Here is a 21,378-nt window from a genome sequence, read left to right as displayed (position 1 = left end):
CGGGGGGAGGGGGCGGGGTGTGTCAGGACGCGCCGGCGGCCTTGGCCGCCTCGGCGACCCGCGGCACGACCTGGTCGATCACGTAGGGGACCGCCAGCGGCGTCGGCGTGCGCAGCGGCCAGAACGCGGTGAGGTCCAGCGGCACGTAGGAGCCCCGCCTGACCACGTCGAGGCCGGCGAAGAGCTTGTTGGCCTCGATCTTCTTCTGCGTGGCGGCGTCGTCGTTGTAGTGGCTGAGCAGCAGGTCGACGTCGAGGACCTTGACCTTTTCCATGCTCAGCTCGGCCGCGAAGCCGTCGCCGGGAAGCGTCCTGATCTCCTCGGGCAGCACCAGCCCGAACTGCTCGAAGAGCTGGACGCTGATATCGGTTTCGGACTTCAGCACGCCGATGTTCCCCGAGGGGAAGACGCTGGTCAGCGCGAACTTCTTGCCGGACAGCTCGGGATAGGCGGTCTTGACAGAGTCGATCTTCGCTTCGACGTCGGTGACGAGCTTCTCGCCCTCGTCGGTCCTGCCGACCGCCTTGGCGACCTGGCGGGCCACCGTCTGCCAGGAGTCCTCGGCGGGGCCGGTCTGGTAGGCGGTGGTCGGCGCGAGCTGGGAGAGGTTGGCGTACTCCTTGTCGATGTAGTAGTCGCCACCCGCGAGGATCAGGTCGGGCTTGAGCGCGGCGATCTGCTCCAGCGAGAAACCCGACTCGCCGGCCTTCAGCAGCGTCGGCTTGGCTCCGGAGATCCTGGGCGCGGTCCAGGGGGCGAGCCCGTCGGCCTGGACGCCGGTCAGTTCGGCCATCGCGATCGGCTGCACGCCCAGGGCGAGCAGGGTGTCCTGGTCCACCTCGCCGAGGGCGACGATGCGCTGGGGGGCGGATTCGATCGTGGTGGTGCCGAGCTTGTGCGTGATGGTGACCGGGAACCCGGAGGCGTCCTGGGTCGCGGGGGTGCTCGCGGCGGGCTGTTCGCCGCCGTCACCGGCGCACGCGCCCACCAGGCCGAGGCCCAGCAGCAGCGTTCCTGTCGCGGCCAGGCGGCGCATCGTGTCGCGCATAGGTGTGGGTTTCCTTCCAGAGCCGGCAAAGGCTCTCAGCATTAGGTAAGGCTAACCTAACTTAGCAATCTTTGAGGGCCGTGTGAAGCGCCTCATTCCAGCCGGTTCACGAGTTCGGCGACAGTCTGGGCGGTCATGAGGGTCGCGATCCTCACTCCGGCGCAGCCCGGCTCCCTGCGGATCCGGCGCACCAGCTCCATGGCGAGCAGCGAGTGACCGCCCAGCTCGAAGAAGTTGTCGTGCGGCCCGACCGCGTCCACCTCCAGGACCTCGGCGAACGCACGGCACAGCAGCGCCTCGCGGTCGTCGTCGCGCCGGGCGGCGTACCCGGTGCCGGCCTGGGTGACCGTACGGGCCTGGAGCGCCACCGGCAGGTCGCTCAGCCGCGTCTCCGGGTCGTCCGCGACGGTCTCCAGCACGTCGACGAGCGCCCGGAGCATCGTGTCGATCGTGGCCGGGTCGAACAGGTCGGCCGAGTAGTCGACGACGAGATGGAGCTCCTCGCCCCGTTCCCTGAAGATGAAGTCCAGATCGAACTTGGCCGCGGGCGGGCTGAAGAGCGCCTCCCGCTGCCGCAGCCCGGGGAAGCGCACCTCGCCCATGGCCTGGTTCTCGTAGCCGACCATCACCTGGAAGAGCGGGTTGCGGCCGGGCACCCGGGGGGGCCGCAGCGCCTCGACGAGCGCCTCGAACGGCAGGTCCTGGTTGGCCAGACCGGCCAGGTCGGTGTCGCGGACGCGGGCGAGCAGCTCGGCGAAGGAGGGATCGCCCGAGGCGTCGGCGCGGAGCACCAGCGTGTTGACGAAGAAGCCGACCAGGTCGCCGGCCGCCTCGTCGGTGCGGCCCGCGACGGGACTGCCCAGCGGGATGTCATCCCCCGCGCCCGCGCGGTGCAGCAGCGCGGCGACCGCGCTCTGGCAGACCATGAACATGCTCCCCCGGGCCTCGCGCGCGAGCCCGCGGAGCCGCTCGACCAGCGCCTGGGGCAGCCGCCTGGTCACGGTCGCGCCGCGCTGGCCGACGGTGGCCGGCCTGGGCCGGTCCACCGGCAGCGGGATCTCCGCCGGCATGCCCGACAGCGCCTTCGCCCAGTAGGCGAGCTGGCGGGCGTGCGGGCTGCCCGGGTCGACCGGATCGCCGAGCAGCTCACGCTGCCAGAGCGTGTAGTCGGCGTACTGCACCGCGGAGGGCTCCCCCGCGGGCGCCGCTCCGTCCAGCCGCGCGGCGTAGGCCCGTGCCACGTCCCTGGCGAACGGCCCGAAGGACCACTCGTCGAACGCGATGTGGTGGAAGACCGCGAGCAGTAGGTGCTCGTTCTCCCCCTCCGGGATGAGTGCGACCCGCAGCGGGATCTGGGTGGCCAGGTCGAACGGACGCGCGATCACCTCCTCCGGCGAGCAGGCCGTGATCTCCAGGGCGGGGCGTGCCGACTCCGGCGGCAGGACCCGCTGGTACGGCACGCCCTCGTGCTCGGCGAAGACGGTCCGCAGGCTCTCGTGCCTGGCCGTCACGTCGCCGAGCGCGGCCTCCAGCGCGGCCACGTCGATCTCGCCGCTCAGGCGCACGGCCAGCGGCAGGTGGTACGCCTCGCGGGGCCCCTCGTCCTCGCGCAGGATCTGGTCGAGCAGCCAGAGCCGGCGCTGCGCGTACGACAGCGGGATGCGTTCGGGACGCCGCCAGGGAGTCAGCGGTGGCCTGAGCGCGACACCGGCCCTGTCGTGCAACCGGGTGGCGAGCTCGGCGACGTTCGGCGCCTCGAACAGGTCCCGGATCGCGAGCTCGGCGCGGAGCACCGCGCGGACCCTGCCGACCAGCCGGGTCGCCAGCAGCGAGTGCCCGCCCAGCTCGAAGAAGTCGTCGTCGATCCCGACGCCGGCGACGTCGAGCACCTCGCCGAAGAGCGTGCACAGCAGCTGTTCCACCGCGGTCCTGGCGGCGCGGCCCCTGCCGCGCGGCCCCTGCCGGTCGGGGGCGGGCAGTGCCCGCCGGTCCAGCTTGCCGTTGACGGTCAGCGGGAGCGCGTCCAGCGTCATGACCGCGCTCGGCACCATGTAGCCGGGCAGCCGCCGCCTGAGCCCCTCGCGCACCCGGGCGGCGAGCGCCCCGTGGTCGCGGGCCGTCGCCGGGTTGTTCGCGTACGACGCGGGCCTGCGTTCCGGATCGGCCGGCAGGAAGGCGGCCCCGCCGCCGAAGACCGCGTCGTAGTGACCGATCTCGGCCGAGGGGGTGGTCACCACGCCCGGGTCGAGCGCGTACAGCAGTTCGGGTTCGACGCCTCGCGGGGATGCCCGCAGCAGCTCGCGCGCCTCCTCCGCGAGGGCCCCGCCCTCGATCGCGCGTAGCGCGGCGAGCTCGGCGGAGAGCCTGGGGTCGGGGATGGCACGCACCCTGAGCGGCCCGGGAAGACCGCCGGACAGCCGGGTGGCCAGGTCGTCGAGGCCCGCCCAGTCCAGCACCGAGGTCTCGATGGGGGGCACGGCGGGTGACTTCCAGAGCGTCACGTCGTAGCGGTGCCTGCTGAGCTCGTTGTGGTGGACGCCGCGCTTGGTACGGACCTCCACCCGCGCGGCCAGGTCGAGGGCGGCGAAGAACTCGGGGTCGAGGAGGAGTTCCTTCTCCATCCGCACCGCCCGGTCGATCGCCGCCGCACCGATGCCGCCGCCGTCGCCACCGCCCCTGCCGAGCTGGATCGCCGCGTGCAGGCAACGCACCGACCGCAGGTCGCGCACATCGCCGATGAACAGCGCACCGCCGGGGGCGAGCAGGTCCATCGCGGCGGCGATCACGTCGGCGAGGTATCCGGCACTCGGGAAGTACTGGACCACGGAGTTGACGACCACCGTGTCGAAGTGACCGGCGGGCAACCCCGCGGTGTCGTGGGCGGGCCGGCAGCTCAGGCGTACCGGCGAGTCGGGGCCGAGGTCCGCCTGGAGCTTGGCGATGACGGGGGCCGCGAAGTCGGTACCCCAGTACTCCTGGCAGCCGGGGGCGAGCCGCGACAGCAGCAGGCCGGTGCCGACGCCGATCTCCAGCACCCGCCGGGGGTTGAGGGCCTGGACGCGGGCCACCGTGGTGTCGCGCCACTCGCGCATGTGCGCAAGCGGGATGGGCAGCCCGTCGTAGCTGCTGTCCCAGCCCGCGAAGTCCTCGGTGTGCACCGCCGTGCCGATCTCGGTGTACTCGGCGTCGTAGATCTGCCGCCACTCCGCCAGGTGCTCGCGCTCGGCGTCGGGCCGCGCGGCGCCGTCGGGCACCACGTAGCCGATGAGGCGCTTCACACCGGGCACGTCGGTGCCGACCGCGATGACGGCCGCCTGCCCGACGCCGGGCTCGGCCGCCAGCGCGCTCTCGACCTCCTCGAGCTCGACCCGGTAGCCGCGGATCTTCACCTGCTCGTCGGTGCGGCCCAGGAAGTCGATGTTGCCGTCCTGGCGCACCCGCACCAGGTCGCCGGTCCGATACATCCGGCCGCCGCCGAACGGGTCGGCCACGAACCGTTCGGCGGTCAGGCCGGGCCGGTCGAGGTAGCCGCGGGCCAGGCCCGCGCCCGCGATGTAGAGCTCCCCCGGCGCGCCCGGCGGCACCGGCCGCAGCCAGCCGTCGAGCACGTAGCCGCGGGTGTTCCAGATCGGCCTGCCGACCGTGGGCGTGGCGCTGTCCTCGGTGCCGCCGCCCAGCGTGTTGATCGTGTACTCGGTCGGGCCGTAGAGGTTGTAGCCGAGCACCCCCTCGGCCCGCGCGAGCCGGTCCCAGACCGCCGCGGGGACGGCCTCGCCGCCCAGCAGCACCAGCGGCGGGCGGTGCTCCCCTTCCAGCAGCCCCTCCTCCAGGAGTTGCTGCGCGTAGGTCGGCGTCACGTTGATCACGTCGATCCGGTGACGCCGCAGGTACTCGGTGAGCGCCTCGGCGTCGCGCCGCAACTCCTCGTCGCAGACGTGCACCTCGTGGCCCTCGATGAGCCAGAGCAGCTCCTCCCACGACATGTCGAAGGAGAACGACACGGTGTGCGCGATCCGCAGCCTTCGCCCGGCCGAGGCCACCACCGGGTCGAAGATGTTGGCCCGGTGGTTGAACTGCATGTTGGTCAGACCCCGGTAGGGGGTGACCACGCCCTTGGGGCGCCCGGTGGAACCGGAGGTGTAGATCACGTACGCCGGGTGGTCCAGCCGGCCCGGCACGCCCCTGCCGAAATCGGGCAGTTCCTCCCCGGTGAGCCCGGCGCCGGGCAACGCGGCCAGCCGCTCCTGTACGGCCGGGTCGTCGAGCAGGATCGAGGCCCCCGGGCAGGTCAGTCCGGCGGCGATGTCGCGGTGCGAGACCAGGCAGACCGGGGCGGCGTCGGCCAGCATGAAGTCCAGCCGCTCGGCCGGGTAGTCCAGCTCCAGGGGCAGGTAGGCGGCGCCCGTCTTGAGCACCGCGAACAGCGCGACGACCATCTCCGCCGACCGGGGCAGCGCCAGGGCGACCACCCGCTCGGGGCCCGCCCCGTACGCCCTGAGCAGCCTGGCCAGGCGGTTGACCGCGGCGTCCAGCTCGGCGTAGGTGAGCCGCACGTCGGGCTGGGAGACCAGGGCGGGCTCGTGCGGGGTGCGCTCGGCCTGCTCGGCGAGCAGCTCGGCGATGGTGAGGTCGGGCACCGGCCGTTCGGCCTCGGCCCAGTCGCGGCGCAGCCGGTCGTGCTCGTCGGGCAGGAGCAGGTCGAGCCGGTGGCAGGGGGTCTCGGGCGCGGCGGCGAGCGTCTCCAGGACCCGCACGTACCGGTCGGTGAGACGTTCGGTCTCGGCCTCGGTGAAGGCGTCGCCCTGGTACATGACGCGCAGGCCCGCACCGGGTTCGACGACCATGGTGATCGGGTAGTGGGTCGCGTCGCGGACCTGGCGGCCGAGCACCCGCACGTCGCCTCCGGGGCCGAAGCCGCGGTCGGTGGGCATGCCGGGGAAGTTCTGGAACACGAAGAGGGTGTCGAAGAGGGTCCCGAGGCCCGTCACCCGCTGCACGTCGGCGAGCGCGACGTAGGAGTGGTCGAACAGCTCCGACTGGAAGGTCTGCGTCCGTTCCAGTACGGCACGCAACGGGTCCGCCGCGGCGGCCCGCACCCGGACGGGGACCGTGTTGAACAGCAGCCCGACGACGGACTCGACGCCGTCCACGTCGGGGTGACGACCGGACACCGAGACGCCGAAGACCACGTCGTCACGGCCGGTGAGGCCCGCCAGCAGCAGCCCCCAGGCACTCTCGTACAGGGCGGCGAGGGTGAGCCCGGACTCTCGGGCGAGGGCACCGAGCCGGGCGGTGAGGTCCTCGGGCAGCGCGCGGTGGATCTCCCCGGCACCGGCGAGGTCGGCGGGACGGTCGGCCGACTCGGGCCTGAGCAGAGTCGGCTCGTCGATCCCGTCCAGAGCGCGGCCCCAGGACTTGGTCGCGGCCTGCCGGTCCTGCCCGTTCACCCAGTCGAGGTAGGTGTGGAAACCGACCACGGGACGGTTCCGCTCGGCGTCGGCGTCGGTGTAGAACTCCAGCAGCGAGGTGACCAGCAGGCCCCCCGACCAGCCGTCCAGCAGGATCAGCTCGGAGGTGAGCACCAGCCGGAAGTCGTCCTCGCCCACCCTGGCCAGCGCGAAGCGGATCAGCGGCGGGGAGTCGGGGACGAACGGCCGGGCGCGCTGTGCCTCGACGAACGCCTCCAGCGCCTCCGCCTCGCCGGTCTCGGCATAGGTCCAGTCGACCTCGAACCGCTCCGGGACGAACTGCACCGCCCGGCCGCCGTCGGTGCGGAACCCGGCCCGCAGGTTGGGGAACTTCAGCAGCACCTGGCGCGCGGCCTCGGCGAGGCGGCCGGGGTCGACGGGCCCCGACAGGGTCACCACGGCCTGCTGGACGTAGACGTCGCGGTCCCCGCCGGCCAGCATCAGGTGGAACAGCAGCCCTTCCTGCAGCGGCGAGAGCGGCAGTTCGGCGCGCGACTCGGACGACCCGCCCGAGGGTGCCGTCACGCTCTCGGGGTGGACCCGCGCGGCGTCGGCGGGCACATCGGCGGGCAGGGCCACCGCGATCCGGGCCAGGGCCTCGACGGTACGCGACCGGAAGACGTCGCGGACCGTGAAGGAGAGGCCCGCGCGGCGGGCGCGTCCCACCAGCAGGGCCGCGCTGATGCTGTCGCCGCCGGTGCGGAAGAAGTCGTCGTCGGCGTTGACGCCGTCCCGCCCGAGGGTCTCGGCGACGAGCCCGGCGAGGCCGCGCTCGGCGTCGGTCCGCGGCGCCCGGCCCTCACGGGCCGCCGGCTCGGGCAGCGCCCGCCGATCCAGCTTGCCGTTGGGTGTGAGCGGCAGCCGGTCGAGGCCGACGAGCACCGAGGGGACCAGGTGGTCCGGCAGGATCTCAGCGAGCCCGGCGTGCAATGCGTCGAGGTCGAGGCCGGTCTCACCCACGATGTAGCCGACCAGGCGCGGGCCCGGGCGGGCCGCCACGGCCGCCTGCCGCACGCCGGGCCGGGCGGCGAGCACCGCCTCGACCTCACCGGGTTCGACCCGGAAGCCACGTATCTTGATCTGGTCGTCGGCCCTGCCCAGGAAGTCCAGGCTGCCGTCGCGGCGGCGGCGCACCCGGTCGCCGGTGCGGTAGAGCCGCGAGCCCGGCGGGCCGAAGGGGTTGGCCACGAACCGCTCGGCGGTGCGGGCCGGGTCACCGAGATACCCGCGCGCCAGGCCGTCTCCGGCCAGGTAGAGCTCGCCGACCGGCGCCTCGCGAAGCCCGGCGTCCAGCACGTACTCGACGGTGTTGGCGATCGGGACCAGCCCGCCGCCGCCCTCGGCGATCAGGCTGTCCCCGGCCGCCTCCGAGCAGCCGTACAGGTTGACCAGCCGGGAGGGGACCCGCTCGGCCAGGGCGGTGGGCAGGGCCTCGCCGCTGCTCACCCACGTGGTCACCGAGCCGAACTCTCCGGTCTCCAGGAGCGCGGCCAGCAGACTCGGCACGACGGTCACCAGGTTCACCCCGTGGCCGCGGATCAGTTCGGCCAGGGCGAGCGCGTCAGTGGCGGTCTCGTCGTCCGCGACGACGACGGTGTCACCGGCGATGAGGCCGCCGAGCAGTTCGGTGCTGCCGTCGATGAAGGCCGGGGAGCTCTTGGCCACCCGCACGCCGACCGCGGCGAGATCGGCGCCCCAGGCGAGCCGGTTGGCCAGCGCCCGCTGGGTTCCGACGACGGCCTTGGGCGTCCCGGTGGACCCCGAGGTGAAGATCACGTACGCGGGGTGGTCGGGGTGGGGCCGGTGCCGGGCGCGGGGCGGCGCGTCCAGGGGCGGCTCGTCGGCGCCGACCACCAGCAGGGGCCGGGCGACTCCGAGCATCATCTCGATCCGGGAGCGGGGATAGGTCGTGTCGACGGGCAGGTAGGCCGCACCGGTCTTGAGCACGGCGAGCAACGCCACGACGAACTCGGCCGAGCGGGGCAGCGCGATCGCGACGATCTTCTCGGGGCCCGCTCCCGCCGCGGCGAGCCGGTCGGCGAGGGCCTCGGCCCGCTCGTCCAGTTCGGCGTAGTCGAGCACGGTGCCGCCGCAGACGACGGCCGTGGCGTGCGGGGTGCGCGCCACCTGTGCCTCGATCCGCTCGGCGACGGTGAGCGGGGGGAACTCGCGGACGGTGTCGGGCCTGGTGACCGGGGCACCGAGCGACGACAGGCGCCGCGCCGGGTCCTCGGTGACCCGATCGAGCAGTTCGCCGAGGTCGGCGAGCAGGCCGGTGACGGTCCCCGCGTCGAAGAGGTCGGTGGCGTAGGCGACGAACCCCTCGATCCGCTCCTCGCCCTCGGCGAAGTAGATGTCCAGGTCGAACTTGACGCCGCCGGTCTCGGGCAGGAACGGCTCGGCGCGCACGCCGGGCAGCCGCAGCCGCACGTCCTCCAGCCGCTGGTGGACGATCATCACCTGGAACAAGGGGCTGCGGGCGAGCGAGCGCTCCGGCGCGAGCCGCTCCACGACCTGCTCGAACGGCACGTCGGAGTTGGAGAACGCGGCGAGGTCGGTGTGCCGGACCCGCTCGAGCAGTTCGGTGAAACTCGGGTCCCCCGACAGGTCGGTGCGGAGCACGACGAGGTTGACGAACACCCCGACCAGGTCCGCGAGGTCCGCGTCCGCCCGGCCCGCGATGGGCGAGCCGAGCGCGACGTCATCGCCCGCGCCCGCCCGGTGCAGCAGCGCGGCCACGGCGGCGTGCAGGACCATGAACACACTGGTTCCGGTCTCCAGGGCCAGCCTGCGCGCACCGGCCAGCGGCAGCTCGAACGAGGCCAGCCCGCCCCGGTGGCTCGCCTCGGCGGGCCGGGGCCGGTCGGCCGGCGGCGTGCTCTCCTCGGGTGGTTCGTGGAGCGTCCGCTCCCAGAAGGCCAGCTGGTCGGTGAAACCGGTGGTCCGGCTCTGCCAGACGGCGTAGTCGGCGTACTGCACGGGCAGCGGGGCCCAGTCGGGCGCGGTGCCCGCGCCGCGGGCGGTGTAGGCGCGGGACAGGTCGGCGAGCAGCGGCGTGAACGACCACTCGTCGGCGGCGGCGTGGTGCTGGAGCACGACCAGGACGGACTCCTCGGCGGAGACACGCAGCAGGGTCGCCCGGATCGGCAGGTCGGCGCCGAGGTCGAAGACGTGCGAGGCGGCCCGCACCTCGGCGGCCCGCAGCCGCGCCTCGGTCCAGCCGCGCGCGTCCACCACGTCGAACGCGATCCCGCCGACCTCGCCGACCTCTACGACACGCTGGACCGGCAACCCGTCGGGGCCCTCCACCAGCAGGGTGCGCAGCGCCTCGTGCCGCGCCACGACGTCGCCGAACGCGGCACGCAGCGCGTCGACGTCGACCGGGCCGTACAGACGCAGGCCGAGCGGGAGCGCGTCGGCGGCCGAGGGGCCGCGCAGCCGCTCCTCGAACCAGAAGCCGCGCTGGGCCGCCGAGGCGGGGACGACCTCGGGTCTGGTCACGTCACGCACTCTCGGCCGGGTGCCCCGCACCAGCCTGGGCGCCAGCGTGGCGACGGTGGGCGCCTCGAAGACGTCGGCGATGGTGAGCTCGGCGTCGAGCGTGGCGCGCACCCGGCCGGCGAGGCGGGTGGCCAGCAGGGAGTGGCCGCCCAGCGCGAAGAAGTCGTCGTCGATTCCCAGCGTGTCCAGGCCGAGCGTCTCGGCGAAGACCGCGCAGAGCGCCGCCTCGCGGTCGTCGCGCGGCCCCCGGCTCGACACCTGTACCTCGGGTGCGGGCAGCGCGGTCCGGTCGAGCTTGCCGTTGACGGTCCGCGGCAGTTCCTCAAGGGTGACCACCGCACCGGGCAGCATGTATTCGGGCAGCACTCCGGCCGCGGCGGCCCGCAGGTCCGCCTCCCGGAAGCCGGGGCGCGGCACGACGTAGGCGACGAGTCTCCGCTCGCCCGGCCTGTCCTCGCGGACCACGACCGCGACCCGCGCGACACCGGGGTGGGCGGCGAGCACGGCCTGCACCTCGTCGGGCTCGATCCGGAATCCGCGGATCTTCACCTGGTCGTCGCCGCGCCCCAGGTACTCCAGCGACCCGTCGCGGCTCCAGCGGGCCAGGTCCCCGGTGCGGTACATGCGCTCGCCCGGCGGGCCGAAGGGGTCGGCGACGAAGCGTTCCGCGGTCAGCCCCGGACGGCCGGTGTAGCCGCGGGCCAGCTGCTCGCCCGCGAGGTAGAGCTCCCCGGGGACGCCGACCGGCGCGGGACGCAGCGCGGGGTCCAGGACGTACGCGCGGGTGTTGGGGAACGGGCGGCCGATCCCCGTCGCCGGCAGGTCGGCGGAGGTCGCCCAGACCGTCGCCTCGGTCGGCCCGTACACGTTGACCGCCGACGCCGCCACCGAGTGGAGGGTCCCGGCGAGCGCGGCCGGCAGGGCCTCGCCGCCGACGAGCACCCGCAGCCCGGCCAGGGCGGCCGGCTCCAGCGAGCCCAGCAGCGAAGGGGTGCCCTGGACGATGGTCGCCCCGGCGAGCAGGCCGCCCAGCGCCGCGGGGTCGCGCACGGTCTCACGTCCGGCCAGCACGACGGTCGCGCCGCTGATCAGCGGTACGTACAGCTCCAGCGCCGCGATGTCGAAGGCGATCGTGGTCACCGCGACGAGCCGGTCCGCCGCGCCCAGGGCCAGACGCTCCCGCATCGTGAGCAGGAACGCGGTGAGCGCGGAGTGCGGGATCGCCACGCCCTTGGGGCGGCCGGTCGAGCCCGAGGTGTAGATGACGTACGCCAGGTCGCCGCCTCGGGCCGGATGTGACGGCTCGGGCTCGGGCAGGGATCCGGACGGTGTCAGCACGGCGGTTCCCTCCGGGAGGAGGGCGGCGGTCTCCGGAGTCGCGATCACGCAGAGCGGGTCCGCGTCCCCGAGCATGTAGGCCAGCCGGTCGGCCGGGTGCTCGGTGTCCAGCGGCAGGTAGGCGGCGCCGGACTTCAGCACGGCCAGCAGCGCGACCACCAGGTCCGGGGTACGGGGCAGGGCCAGCGCGACGACCCGGTCGGGTCCCGCGCCGCGCTCGCGCAGCAGCCGGGCGAGACCCGAGGCCCGCCGGTCCAGCTCCGCATAGGTGAGCGCGCCCGGCTCACCGTCGACCCAGCCGTCGGCCCCGCCTTCGACGGCGACCGCGTCCGGGGTGCGCGCGACCTGCTCCTCGAACAGGGAGGTCACCGTCGTGTCCTGGACGGGACACCCGGTGTCGTTCCACTCCGCCAGCAGGGCCAGTTCGTCCGCGGCGAGCAACTCCAGGTCGGCGATCCGCAGGTCCGGGCGGCTCAGCGCGCTCTCAAGCAGCGTCTCCAGGTGGGCCAGGAGCGCGTCGACGCGCTCGTCGTCGAACAGTTCGCGCCGGAAGGTGGCCTCGACGGTCATGCCCTGTGGCCTGACGAACGCCTCAAGCGACAGGTCGAAGTGGGTGGTGCCGTTGTGGATGTGCGTCCAGCTCGTGGTGACGCCCGGCAGGTCCAGCTCGCCGATCTCCTGGGTGAGGAACAGCAGCATGGTGTCGAAGAACGGCGACCTGCCGCGCTGCCGTGCGGGCCGCAGCTCCTGGACGATCGTGTCGTACGGCAGCGTCCGGTGGGCGAACCCCTCGGTGCAGGTGTCGCGGACCCGGTGCAGGACCTCGCGGAAGGTGGGCGCGCCGGACAGGTCGGTGCGGAGCACGAGGGTGTTGCCGAAGTTTCCGGCCAGCCGCTCGATCTCGGTGTGCTCGCGGTTCATGACCGCCGAGCCGATCGCGATGTCGACGGCGCCGGTGTAGCGGTGCAGCAGCACCGCGTGGGCGGCGAGCATCACCATGTACGGGGTGACGTTCTCAGCGGCGGCCAGCCTCCGCATCCCCTCGGTGACCGTGTCGTCGAAACGGCGCGCCCGGCGTCCGCCCCGTTCGGAGGCGGTCGCGCCGCGCGGGCGGTCGGCGGGCAGGTCGAGGGGCGCGGGCGGCGGGTCGAGGCGCCGCCGCCAGTAGTCCATCTCCTTGGAGGAGCGCGGGCGGCCCTGCTCCCAGGCGGCGAAGTCCGGATACTGGACGGTCAGCGTGGGAAGGCCGTCGGGCTCCCCCAGGACGGCGGCCCGGTACAGCGCCGACAGGTCGCGCGAGAGCGAACCCCAGGTCATGCCGTCCCAGGCGATGTGGTGCACGACCAGGACGAGGGCGTACCTCCGCGTGCCGAGCCGGAGCAGTTCCAGCCGGATCGGCCTCTCGGCGCGCAGGTCGAAGGGGAGCGCCGCGAGTCGCCCGGCGCGTGCCTCGGCGTCGGCGCAGTCGCGCACCGGAAGGTCGAGGGAGTCGTCGGCCAGGACGTGCTGCACCGGCCCGTTCTCGTCACGGTCGTCGTAGACGGTGCGCAGCACCGCGTGGCGGCGGAGGAGGGCGCGCAGCGCCTCGCGCAGCGCCTCCGGGTCGAGCTCACCCGACATGTGCACCAGCAGGCAGACGTTGTAGGCCGGGCTGGTGGGAAACGTCCGGTGGTGCAGCCACATGCTCTGTTGCGCGTAGGACAGCGGTGCGGGACCGCCGGACCCGCGTGGCACGATCCGGTCCCTGCCGGGGCTGAGCCCCGCCTCGGCCATCATCCGCCGCATCAGTTCGCGCCGCCGTGCGACGTCCTGCTGTTCCCGCACGCTCAACTCTTTCTTTGTGGGTCCGGGGCCAGACGATCACCCCACCTGAAGGTAAGGTTAGCCTTGCCTATTAAATCGGCACAAGGTTAGCCTTGCCTAAATTGATCGGATTTTCCGGTCCCTCAGAGGGGTGGGTCTTGTGTCCTTTGGCATCGGTACGGATGAGGTGCGCACGGAGGTGGTCGTCGACAGCCCGGTCGATCCACTGCACCTGGTCACCCGCCTGGCCGGCTCAGGGCTGTTCGACGACTACATCGTGTACGAAAGACCTGGCCTGTGGACCTTCGCGGGCGGGGTGTCGGGCGAGGTGATCCTCGAACCCGGAGTCGTGCGCAGCCGCTGGCCGGACGGGCCCTCCGTGGAAGAGCCGTGGTCGGGCCGGCCGGCCGCGGCACTGGAGGCGGTGTTCGGCGCGGCCCCCTGGCCGGCCTGGAACGCCTACGGCTGGATCGCGTTCGAGTTCGCCGCGAGCGTCCCGGCGGGCCGGCTCGCCCATCTGATCGTGCCGCGCACCGAGGTGCGCGTCGAGGCGGGACGCGCGCTGGTGGTGAGCGCCGACGCCGGCGAGGCCGATCGGGTCGCCAGGCTGCTGTCCGCCCCCGGCCCGTCCCGGATCGCGGCACCGTCGCCGGTCGACGTGCGCTCCGGCGGCGAACACTACCGGTCGCGGGTCGCGCAGGCGGTCTCCGAGATCGCCGCCGGGCTCTACCAGAAGGTCATCGTCTCCCGCCGGCTGCCGATCCCGTTCCCCGTCGACGTCGTCGCGACGTACGTGTGCGGTCGTGTCGCCAACACCCCGGCCCGCTCGTTCCTCCTCGACCTGGACGGCTTCCAGGCCACCGGGTTCAGCCCCGAGGTACTGGCGAGCGTCGACGGGCACGGCACGGTCACGACCCAGCCACTGGCCGGCACGCGGGCCTTCGGCCGGGGGGAGAGCACGGACTCGCTGACCCGCCACGAGCTGGAGAGCGATCCCAAGGAGATCTTCGAGCACGCGGTCTCGGTACGCACCTCGCAGCAGGAGCTGTATCGGGTGTGCGCGACCGACACCGTCCGGGTCACCGGCTTCATGGCGGTGAAGGAGCGCGGCAGCGTGCAGCACCTGGGCTCCAGTGTCAGCGGCGAGCTGGCACCCGGCCGCACCTGCTGGGACGCGCTCGACGCGCTGTTTCCCGGCGTGACCGCCTCCGGCATCCCCAAGCCGGAGGCGATCGACGCGATCACCCGGCTGGAGGAGCGGCGCGGGCTCTACTCCGGGGCCGTCCTGACCGTCTCGCGGGACGGGTCGATGGACGCCGCCCTGGTGCTGCGCGCCCTCTACGCCGAGAACGGCCGGGCATGGCTGCGGGCCGGCGCCGGCATCGTGTCCGCTTCGACGCCCGAGCGCGAGTACGAGGAGACCTGCGAGAAGCTCTCCAGCATCGCCCCGTACGTGGTCGCGCGCGGGTGAGCGACGCCCCTGCCGTGCGCGCGAGGGCGCTTTTCCCAGGTCGCGGGGGGGCAGGGGCGCCGCACGCACGAGACGCCCGCTTCCCCGGCGTCTCGTGCGTGCGGCGCTCAGCGCAGACCGGCGGCGAGTTCCTTCTTGCTGACCTTGCCGACCGGGGTGCGGGGGAAGGCGTCGACCAGTTCGACACGGTCGGGCCACTTGTATCCCGCCACGCCGCGTTCCTTCAGGAACTGCTTGACCTCCCGCAGCGTCGGCGCCTGCTCCCGCACGATCAGGAAGGCACAGGTGCGTTCCCCCATCACCGGGTCCGGCATACCGACCACGGCGGCGTCGTGCACCGCGGGATGGGCCAGCAGGTGGTTCTCCAGTTCCTCGGCCGAGATCTTGTCACCGCCCCGGTTGATCTGGTCCTTGACCCTGCCCTCCACGACGAGATGGCCGGAGGGGAGCACCCGCACCAGGTCCCCGCTCCGGTAGAAACCGTCGGGGGTGAAGGAGCGCGCGTTGTGCTCGGGCGCGCGGTAGTAGCCGCGCAGGGTGTAGGGACCGCGGGTGAGCAGCTCGCCGACCTCGCCGGGGGCGACCTCCACGTCGCCGGAGTCGACCACCAGGATCTCGTCGGCCGGCGACAGCGGCCTGCCCTGTGTGGTGTCGACCAGCTCCCGGGGATCGTCCAGGCGGGTGAAGTTGAGCAGCCCCTCGGCCATCCCCAGCACCTGCTGCACCGCACAGCCCAGCACGCCGGGAACCTGCGCGGCCCGCTCGGCCGCGAACTTGGCACCGCCGACCTGCAGCAGCTCCAGCGACGACAGGTCCTCCTGCGACCAGGACGCCGCCTCCAGCCAGAGCAGCGCGATGGGCGGCACCACCGCGCACACGGTCGCCCTCTCCCGCTCGATGAGCGGGAACGCCTCGTCGGGCGCCCCGGAGGGTGCCAGCACGACCGTGCCGCCCTTGGCGAACACCCCGAGGACGCCCGGGCAGGCGAGCGCGAAGTTGTGCGCGACCGGGAGCACCACGAGGTAGACGGTCTCGGCGGTGAAGCCGCAGACCTCGGCGCTGGCCTCCAGGTTGTAGACGTAGTCGCGGTGGGTGCGCGGGATGAGCTTCGGAAGCCCGGTGGTGCCGCCGGAGAGCAGGAACACCCCCACGTCGGCGGGGTCGGGGCGCTCGTCGGACACGTCCGTCTCCGCACCGGTGTCGAGGTCGGCCAGCGCGCGGAACTCCTGGGCGTCCCCGTCCACCACGACATGCTCCACCGCCAGCGAACGGGCCAGGTCTCGGTAGTCGAACCCGCCGTGAGTGTCGGGGATGACGTACGCCCTGGCCTCGCTCAGCTCGCACAGGTAGCCGATCTCGCTCCCCCGGTGCGCGGGCAGGGCCAGCACCGGGGCGGCGCCGATCCTCACCAGGGCGAGGAAGACGACGACGAAGGAGGCGGTGTTGGGCAGCTGCACCACGACGCGGTCACCCCGCCGGATGCCCAGCCGCGCGAAGCCGGCGGCGGTGTGTCCGGCCCGGCGGTCCAGCTCGGCGTAGGTCAGCCGCTCCTCCCCGGCCACGAGCGCGGTCCGCTCGGGGTCGCCCCCGCTCAGCACGTCGCCGAGCAGCCGGTCGCCCCAGTACCCCTCGGCCTGGTAGCGCGCCGCGAACTCCTCGGGCCACGGAGTGAACCCCTCCATCGGTCACCGCCCCGCGATCTGGGCCGCCGCACCGGCGACCGGCTCGGCCGGATCGGAGCCGAGCGCGACGACGCGGTTGGCGCCGTCCACGTGGACGACCTTGGGCCGGTGCGCCTCCGCCTCCGCGGCGTCGAACGTCCCGTACGAGATGATGATGACCAGGTGCCCCGGATGAACCAGGTGGGCGGCCGCGCCGTTGACACCGATGACCCCGCTGCCGGCCTCACCGGTGATCGCGTAGGTGACGAGACGGGCGCCGTTGTCGATGTCGACGACGTGGACCTGCTCACCCTCGACGATGTCGGCGGCGGCCATCAACTCGGCGTCGATCGTCAGGGAACCCACGTAGTGCAGGTCCGCCTGGGTCACGGTGGCACGGTGGATCTTTCCATTCATAAGGACCCGCTGCACTGCTCTGTCCTCTTTCCCGAAGGTCAACTAAGGTTAGGCTCACCTTACTGATTTCGCCCGCCAAGGAGAAGCCCGAAGATGCTGCGCCGCCTGGCCATGGACGTCAGCCCGCTGAGAACCAGCAGGGCCTTTCGCGACGTGTTCGTCGCACGGACCGTGTCGGTCTTCGGCATCGGCATGCTCCTGGTCGCGGTGCCCGTACAGGTCTACGCGATGACCGGATCGACGGTACATGTCGGCGCCGTCTCCTCCGCCGAGGGGTTCGCCCTGCTCGCCGGGTTCCTGTGGGGCGGGGTGCTGGCCGACCGGCAGGACCGGCGCCGGTTGATGCTCCTGGCGCGCGGCACGGCCGGGCTGGGCTTCGCGCTGCTGGCGCTGAACGCCTTCCTGCCCTCCCCCTCGCTGGCCGCGATCTACGTGCTCGCGGCCTGGGACGGGCTGGCGACCGGCGTCAGCGTCACCGCGCTGCTGGCCGCGACCCCCGCCCTGGTCCCCCCGGACAAGCTCGTCGCGGCGGGCGCGCTCAACGCGCTGACCGTACGGCTCGGCTCGATGATCTCTCCCGCGCTCGGCGGCCTGACCATCTCGGCGTTCGGCGTCGGCTGGAACTACGCGGCCGCGGCCTTCGGCACCCTGGTCACCCTCGGCCTGCTGACGAGGCTCCCCGCCCTGAGACCGGCCGTCGCGGTCACCGAGAACCGGTCGCGGGCGATCGGCTCCGGACTGCGGTTCGTGGCCACCCACCGCGTCGTCGGCTCGCTCATGCTGCTCGGCCTGCTGTTCATGGTGGCGGGCGGCATTCCGGTGCTCATGCCCGCGTTCGCGACCCTGCAGCTGGGCGGCGGTCCCGCCACGATCGGCCTGCTCTACACCGCGCCGGCCTGCGGCGCGGTGCTCGGCTCGATCACCAGCGGGTGGGTCGTGCACTCACGCGCACCTGGCAGGGCGCTGCTCGTCGCGTCGGTCTGCGGCTTCGTGCTCCTCGCCTGCCTCGGGCTGGCCCGGCATCCCGCGCTCGCCGTCGCGATCCTCTTCGGGTACGGCTTCGTCGCGTCCATCGAGGAGATCATCCGCTACGGCCTCATCCAGGCGCACACCCCCGACGGTTACCTCGGCCGGGTGAACGCCCTGTGGGCCGCCCAGGAGACCGGCGGCGAGGCCGTCGGCGCGCTCGGCGCGGGCGCGCTCGGCCGTTACCTGGCCCCCGGTGCCGCGATCGTCGTGTACGGAACGGCCAGCGCCGCGCTGGCGCTGGCTCTGGCCCTCACGCTCACCGGCCTGCGCGGCGCGACCCTGGAGACCGAATCCCAGGACGCCTAGCCGCGCCGCCCGTGCCCGGGCGCGCATGCGGTGGCTCATCGCGTCGACAGCAGCCAGATCAGGTAGACGCCGCCCAGCACGCCGGTGACCACACCGACCGGCACCGCGACCGGCAGGTGCAGTGTCACCAGGTCACTGAAGACGAGCAGCGCCGCGCCCATCAGCGCGGCCGGCACGAGCTGCGTACCTGGCCTGCGGGTGAGCCCGCGCGCCAGCTGCGGCGCGGCCAGCGCGACGAACGGGACCGGCCCCACCGCCGCGGTCGCCACCGCCACCAGTCCCACCCCGATCACCACGAGCGCGGCCCGCGTCCGCTGGACCGGCACGCCGAGCGCCCGGGCCGCGTCGTCTCCGAGCTCGCCCATGCGCAACCGGCCCCCGAAGGCCAGCGCGACCGGTACGAGCACCGCCATGGCCAGGGCGAGTGGCCAGGCATGCTGCCAGCCCCTGCCGTTCAGGCTGCCGGTGAGCCAGAATGCCGCCTCGTACGCCTCGCGCAACTCCGCGCGGGTGACGAGGTAGGCGTTGAACGCCTCGAGCATCGCGGCCGCGGCGACCCCGACCAGGACCAGCCGGTAGCCGTGCACCCCGCCCCGGTAGGCGACCAGATAGACGGCGAGCGCGGTCAGCACCGCGCCGAGGACGGAACTGGCCGCGACGGCGACGGCGCCACCGCCGATGACCAGGATCTGCAACAGCGCGCCGGTGGCCGACCCCGTGGTGAACCCGATGATGTCGGGGCTGCCCAGCGGGTTGCGCGTGACGCTCTGGAAGACGGCCCCGCTCAAGCCGAGTGCCGCGCCGGCGAGCAGGCCGGTGAACACCCTGGGCAGGCGCAACGTGAGCACGATGAACTCCGTGGCCCGGTCCCCCTGCCCGGTCAGCGCTCCCACCACCTCGGCGGCGGAGACGGGGAAGTCACCGCTGCCGACCACCGACACGGCCGCCCCCAGCGTGACGGCCACCAGTGCGACGCACACCACGACGACGCGCGGCTCCCACCGCAGGGACATCGTCCCGACGCGCAGGACACGACTCGTGCTCACAGTTGGGGAACCCTTCCGCGACGGACCATCAGCGCCAGGAGGGGGGCACCCAGGAACGCGGTGACGATGCCCGTCTCCAGCTCGCCGGGCGCCGCGACCACGCGCCCGGCGACGTCGGCGGCGAGCAGCAGCACCGGCGCCAGCAGCAGCGAGTACGGCAGCACCCAGCGCTGGTCGGGACCGACCAGCGCCCGGACCACGAAGGGCACCGCCAGCCCGATGAACGCGATCGGCCCCACCGCCGCCGTGGCGGCACCGCACAGCACCACGACCGCCAGCGCCCCCAGCGCCCGGGTCCGGCCGGGCCGGGCGCCCAGCGCCCGCCCCGTGTCCTCCCCCAGGGCCAGGGCGTTGAGCGGTCGCGCCAGGCAGAGCGCCAGCACCGTTCCCGCCAGCAGGAACGGGCCGATCCGCATGAAGACGGCGAGGTCACGCCCGGACAGCGAACCCACCTGCCAGAAACGGAAGCCGTTGAAACTGCGCGGGCTGAGCAGCATCATCCCCGCCGACAGGGAGCTGAACACCGCGTTGATCCCGGCGCCCGCCAGGACCAGCCGCGCGGGTGTGGCGCCCGAACGGCCGCGCGACCCGATCAGGTAGACCAGCAGCGCGGCTCCGGCCGCCCCGAGGAACGCCGCCCACACGTAGACGAGGACATCGTCCACCCGGAACAGGCCGATCACCGTCACCACCGCCACCGCGGCGCCGCCGTTGACACCGAGCAGGCCGGGTTCGGCCAGGGGGTTGCGGGTCAGCGCCTGCATGAGCGCGCCCGCCAGTCCCAGCGCCGCCCCGACGGCGATTCCCAGCAGCGTGCGCGGCAGCCGCAACTCCTGGATGATCAGCGCATTCTCCGAACCGTCCGGGGAGAACACCCCGGCCAGGGCCTGGCCGGGCGGGATCTGCTTGGCACCGATCACGATTCCGGCCAGCACGGCGAGCAGCAGCAGGCCGCCCAGCAGGCACAGACCGGCCAGCCGTTTGGCGAGGTACACGCTCTTTACGGGAGGAGGCACGCGATTAAAGTTAGCCTAACCTAACCCAAGTGGCGAGGGAAAGATCTGGCCCCGGGGGCTCGGCCCGTGACCCGCGAGGTCGTACGGCGACGACTGGAGGCGCTGACGGACCAGGAGCGGCACACCCTGGAACTCATCGGCGAGGGTCTGACCGACCGGCAGATCGGCGAGCGGATGCATCTGGCCGAGAAGACCGTCAAGAACTACGTCTCCAACATGCTGTCCAAGCTCAGCATGGAGCGCCGCACCCAGGCGGCGGCCCTGTCAGCGCGACCGAAGTCCCACCGGCAGGGCTGACAGGACCTCCGCCCAACGCCGGGGTCACCGGCATCGGGCGGGATCGCCACCACTCCGGTCGCGCGGGACACTCCACCCCAGCCGGGTGCCACCCCGTTCCGGTGTCTCGGTGGCGAAGGACCCGCCGTGTGGGTTACCGGACGACCGCGAGGAGAGTGGTCGCGGCCGAGGTCAGGCCGAGGTCGCCGTGCGTGCCCGAGCGTCGTCGCGCCTCCTCAACGGTGATTCCCCGACTGGCGAGACGCCAGAGCACATCCTGATCCATCGTGACATGCGCGACTGGTTCGTCCACCGTGTCGCCAGGAGCCATGTGCCATCGACCGGCTTGTCGTGCGACAAACCAGACACCGCCTGCCGAGCCGGTGACGTCGAATCGCATGACCGTGCCCTCGGGGCGGGTCTCGGCCCGCAGGGTGTGGGGCAGCGCGCGCAGGAACGTGTCGATGACGGGACCCAGCAGATCCGGGTCAGCGGCGCCCGGGCGGGAGACGGCATCGCGTATCTGCTGCTGGTGGACCCAGAACTCCGTGTATTCGCGGGCGATGTCGAGCCAGGCGGGACTGGTCAGATCGGTGGCGGCCCAGGACACGTCCAGATCGGCGGGGGCGTCCAAGTCGCGGACCGACCACAGGGCGTCGAGCTCGGGGCCCAGATGGGCCAGCAGCTCGATCATCACCTGCGGGCTGCATTGACGAAACGCCCGGACGAACTCCTCATTGACACGTGCCAGGTAGGCGGGCAACGTCTCACCGCTGGCGAAAACGGCACCACCGTACCCGTCCCGACCGCCCGAGAGCCGACGCAGGTAGTCGTTGAGAACGTGTCCGACGACATCATGAACATTCCACCCCGGGCAGACCGTCGGCCGCTCCCAATCCTGCGGATCCAGTGATCCGAGCAGGTCGAGCAACGCGCGACGTTCGCGTGGGAACAGGGGCCGGGTGTCGATCACGGGACCGAAGATCTTCATGCCGTGA

At 72.9% G+C, this 21,378-nt stretch carries 9 protein-coding genes and 1 pseudogene; 3 read left to right on the top strand and 7 right to left on the bottom strand.

Going from position 1 to position 21,378, the window contains the following annotated elements; genetic code table 11:
- Positions 1–22 precede the first annotated feature (22 nt).
- Both AB0J58_RS09735 and AB0J58_RS09730 read right to left on the bottom strand, forming a co-directional pair.
- Positions 23–1,048, bottom strand: coding sequence for an iron-siderophore ABC transporter substrate-binding protein (locus AB0J58_RS09735; protein WP_364212680.1), 1,026 nt, complete (start codon positions 1,046–1,048; stop codon positions 23–25).
- A gap of 92 nt (positions 1,049–1,140) precedes the next feature.
- On the bottom strand, positions 1,141–13,179 hold the full coding sequence (locus AB0J58_RS09730; RefSeq protein WP_364212677.1) for an amino acid adenylation domain-containing protein: 12,039 nt from the start codon (positions 13,177–13,179) through the stop codon (positions 1,141–1,143).
- Positions 13,180–13,318: 139 nt separating this feature from the next.
- Between AB0J58_RS09730 and AB0J58_RS09725 the strand changes: the two genes are divergently transcribed.
- Positions 13,319–14,629 carry a salicylate synthase gene (locus AB0J58_RS09725; protein ID WP_364212674.1) on the top strand — a complete coding sequence of 437 codons (1,311 nt, stop codon included), beginning with the start codon at positions 13,319–13,321 and terminating at the stop codon, positions 14,627–14,629.
- Positions 14,630–14,736: 107 nt separating this feature from the next.
- Here the strand turns inward: AB0J58_RS09725 and AB0J58_RS09720 are convergent, their stop codons facing one another.
- Both AB0J58_RS09720 and panD read right to left on the bottom strand, forming a co-directional pair.
- Entirely contained in the window at positions 14,737–16,311 is a 1,575-nt protein-coding gene (locus AB0J58_RS09720) for an AMP-binding protein (RefSeq protein WP_364212671.1), read from the bottom strand.
- Positions 16,312–16,314: 3 nt separating this feature from the next.
- Positions 16,315–16,722, bottom strand: coding sequence for an aspartate 1-decarboxylase (gene panD, locus AB0J58_RS09715; protein WP_364212668.1), 408 nt, complete (start codon positions 16,720–16,722; stop codon positions 16,315–16,317).
- A gap of 78 nt (positions 16,723–16,800) precedes the next feature.
- Between panD and entS the strand changes: the two genes are divergently transcribed.
- Positions 16,801–18,042: an enterobactin transporter EntS gene (gene entS, locus AB0J58_RS09710; RefSeq protein ID WP_364212665.1), complete on the top strand. Its 1,242-nt coding sequence runs from the start codon at positions 16,801–16,803 to the stop codon at positions 18,040–18,042.
- A gap of 35 nt (positions 18,043–18,077) precedes the next feature.
- Here the strand turns inward: entS and AB0J58_RS09705 are convergent, their stop codons facing one another.
- Complete coding sequence (locus tag AB0J58_RS09705; RefSeq protein ID WP_364212662.1) at positions 18,078–19,088, bottom strand: iron chelate uptake ABC transporter family permease subunit; 1,011 nt, start codon at positions 19,086–19,088, stop codon at positions 18,078–18,080.
- A complete protein-coding gene (locus tag AB0J58_RS09700; RefSeq protein WP_364212659.1) occupies positions 19,085–20,104 on the bottom strand; it encodes an iron chelate uptake ABC transporter family permease subunit in 1,020 nt (339 codons plus the stop codon). The genes AB0J58_RS09705 and AB0J58_RS09700 overlap by 4 nt, the downstream gene beginning before the upstream one ends.
- Before the next feature lie 87 nt (positions 20,105–20,191).
- Here AB0J58_RS09700 and AB0J58_RS09695 point away from each other — a divergent pair.
- Positions 20,192–20,401, top strand: a pseudogene (locus AB0J58_RS09695) (LuxR C-terminal-related transcriptional regulator); the annotation flags it as partial.
- Between the two features lie 133 nt (positions 20,402–20,534).
- Here AB0J58_RS09695 and AB0J58_RS09690 read toward each other — a convergent pair.
- On the bottom strand, positions 20,535–21,371 hold the full coding sequence (locus AB0J58_RS09690; protein WP_364212657.1) for a maleylpyruvate isomerase family mycothiol-dependent enzyme: 837 nt from the start codon (positions 21,369–21,371) through the stop codon (positions 20,535–20,537).
- Positions 21,372–21,378 lie beyond the last annotated feature (7 nt).

The organism is Streptosporangium sp. NPDC049644 (assembly GCF_040675205.1).
Taxonomy (GTDB): domain Bacteria; phylum Actinomycetota; class Actinomycetes; order Streptosporangiales; family Streptosporangiaceae; genus Streptosporangium; species Streptosporangium fukuiense.
The sequence above is the reverse complement of the archived record's forward strand: the minus strand, read 5'-3'. Positions and strand labels throughout refer to the sequence as shown.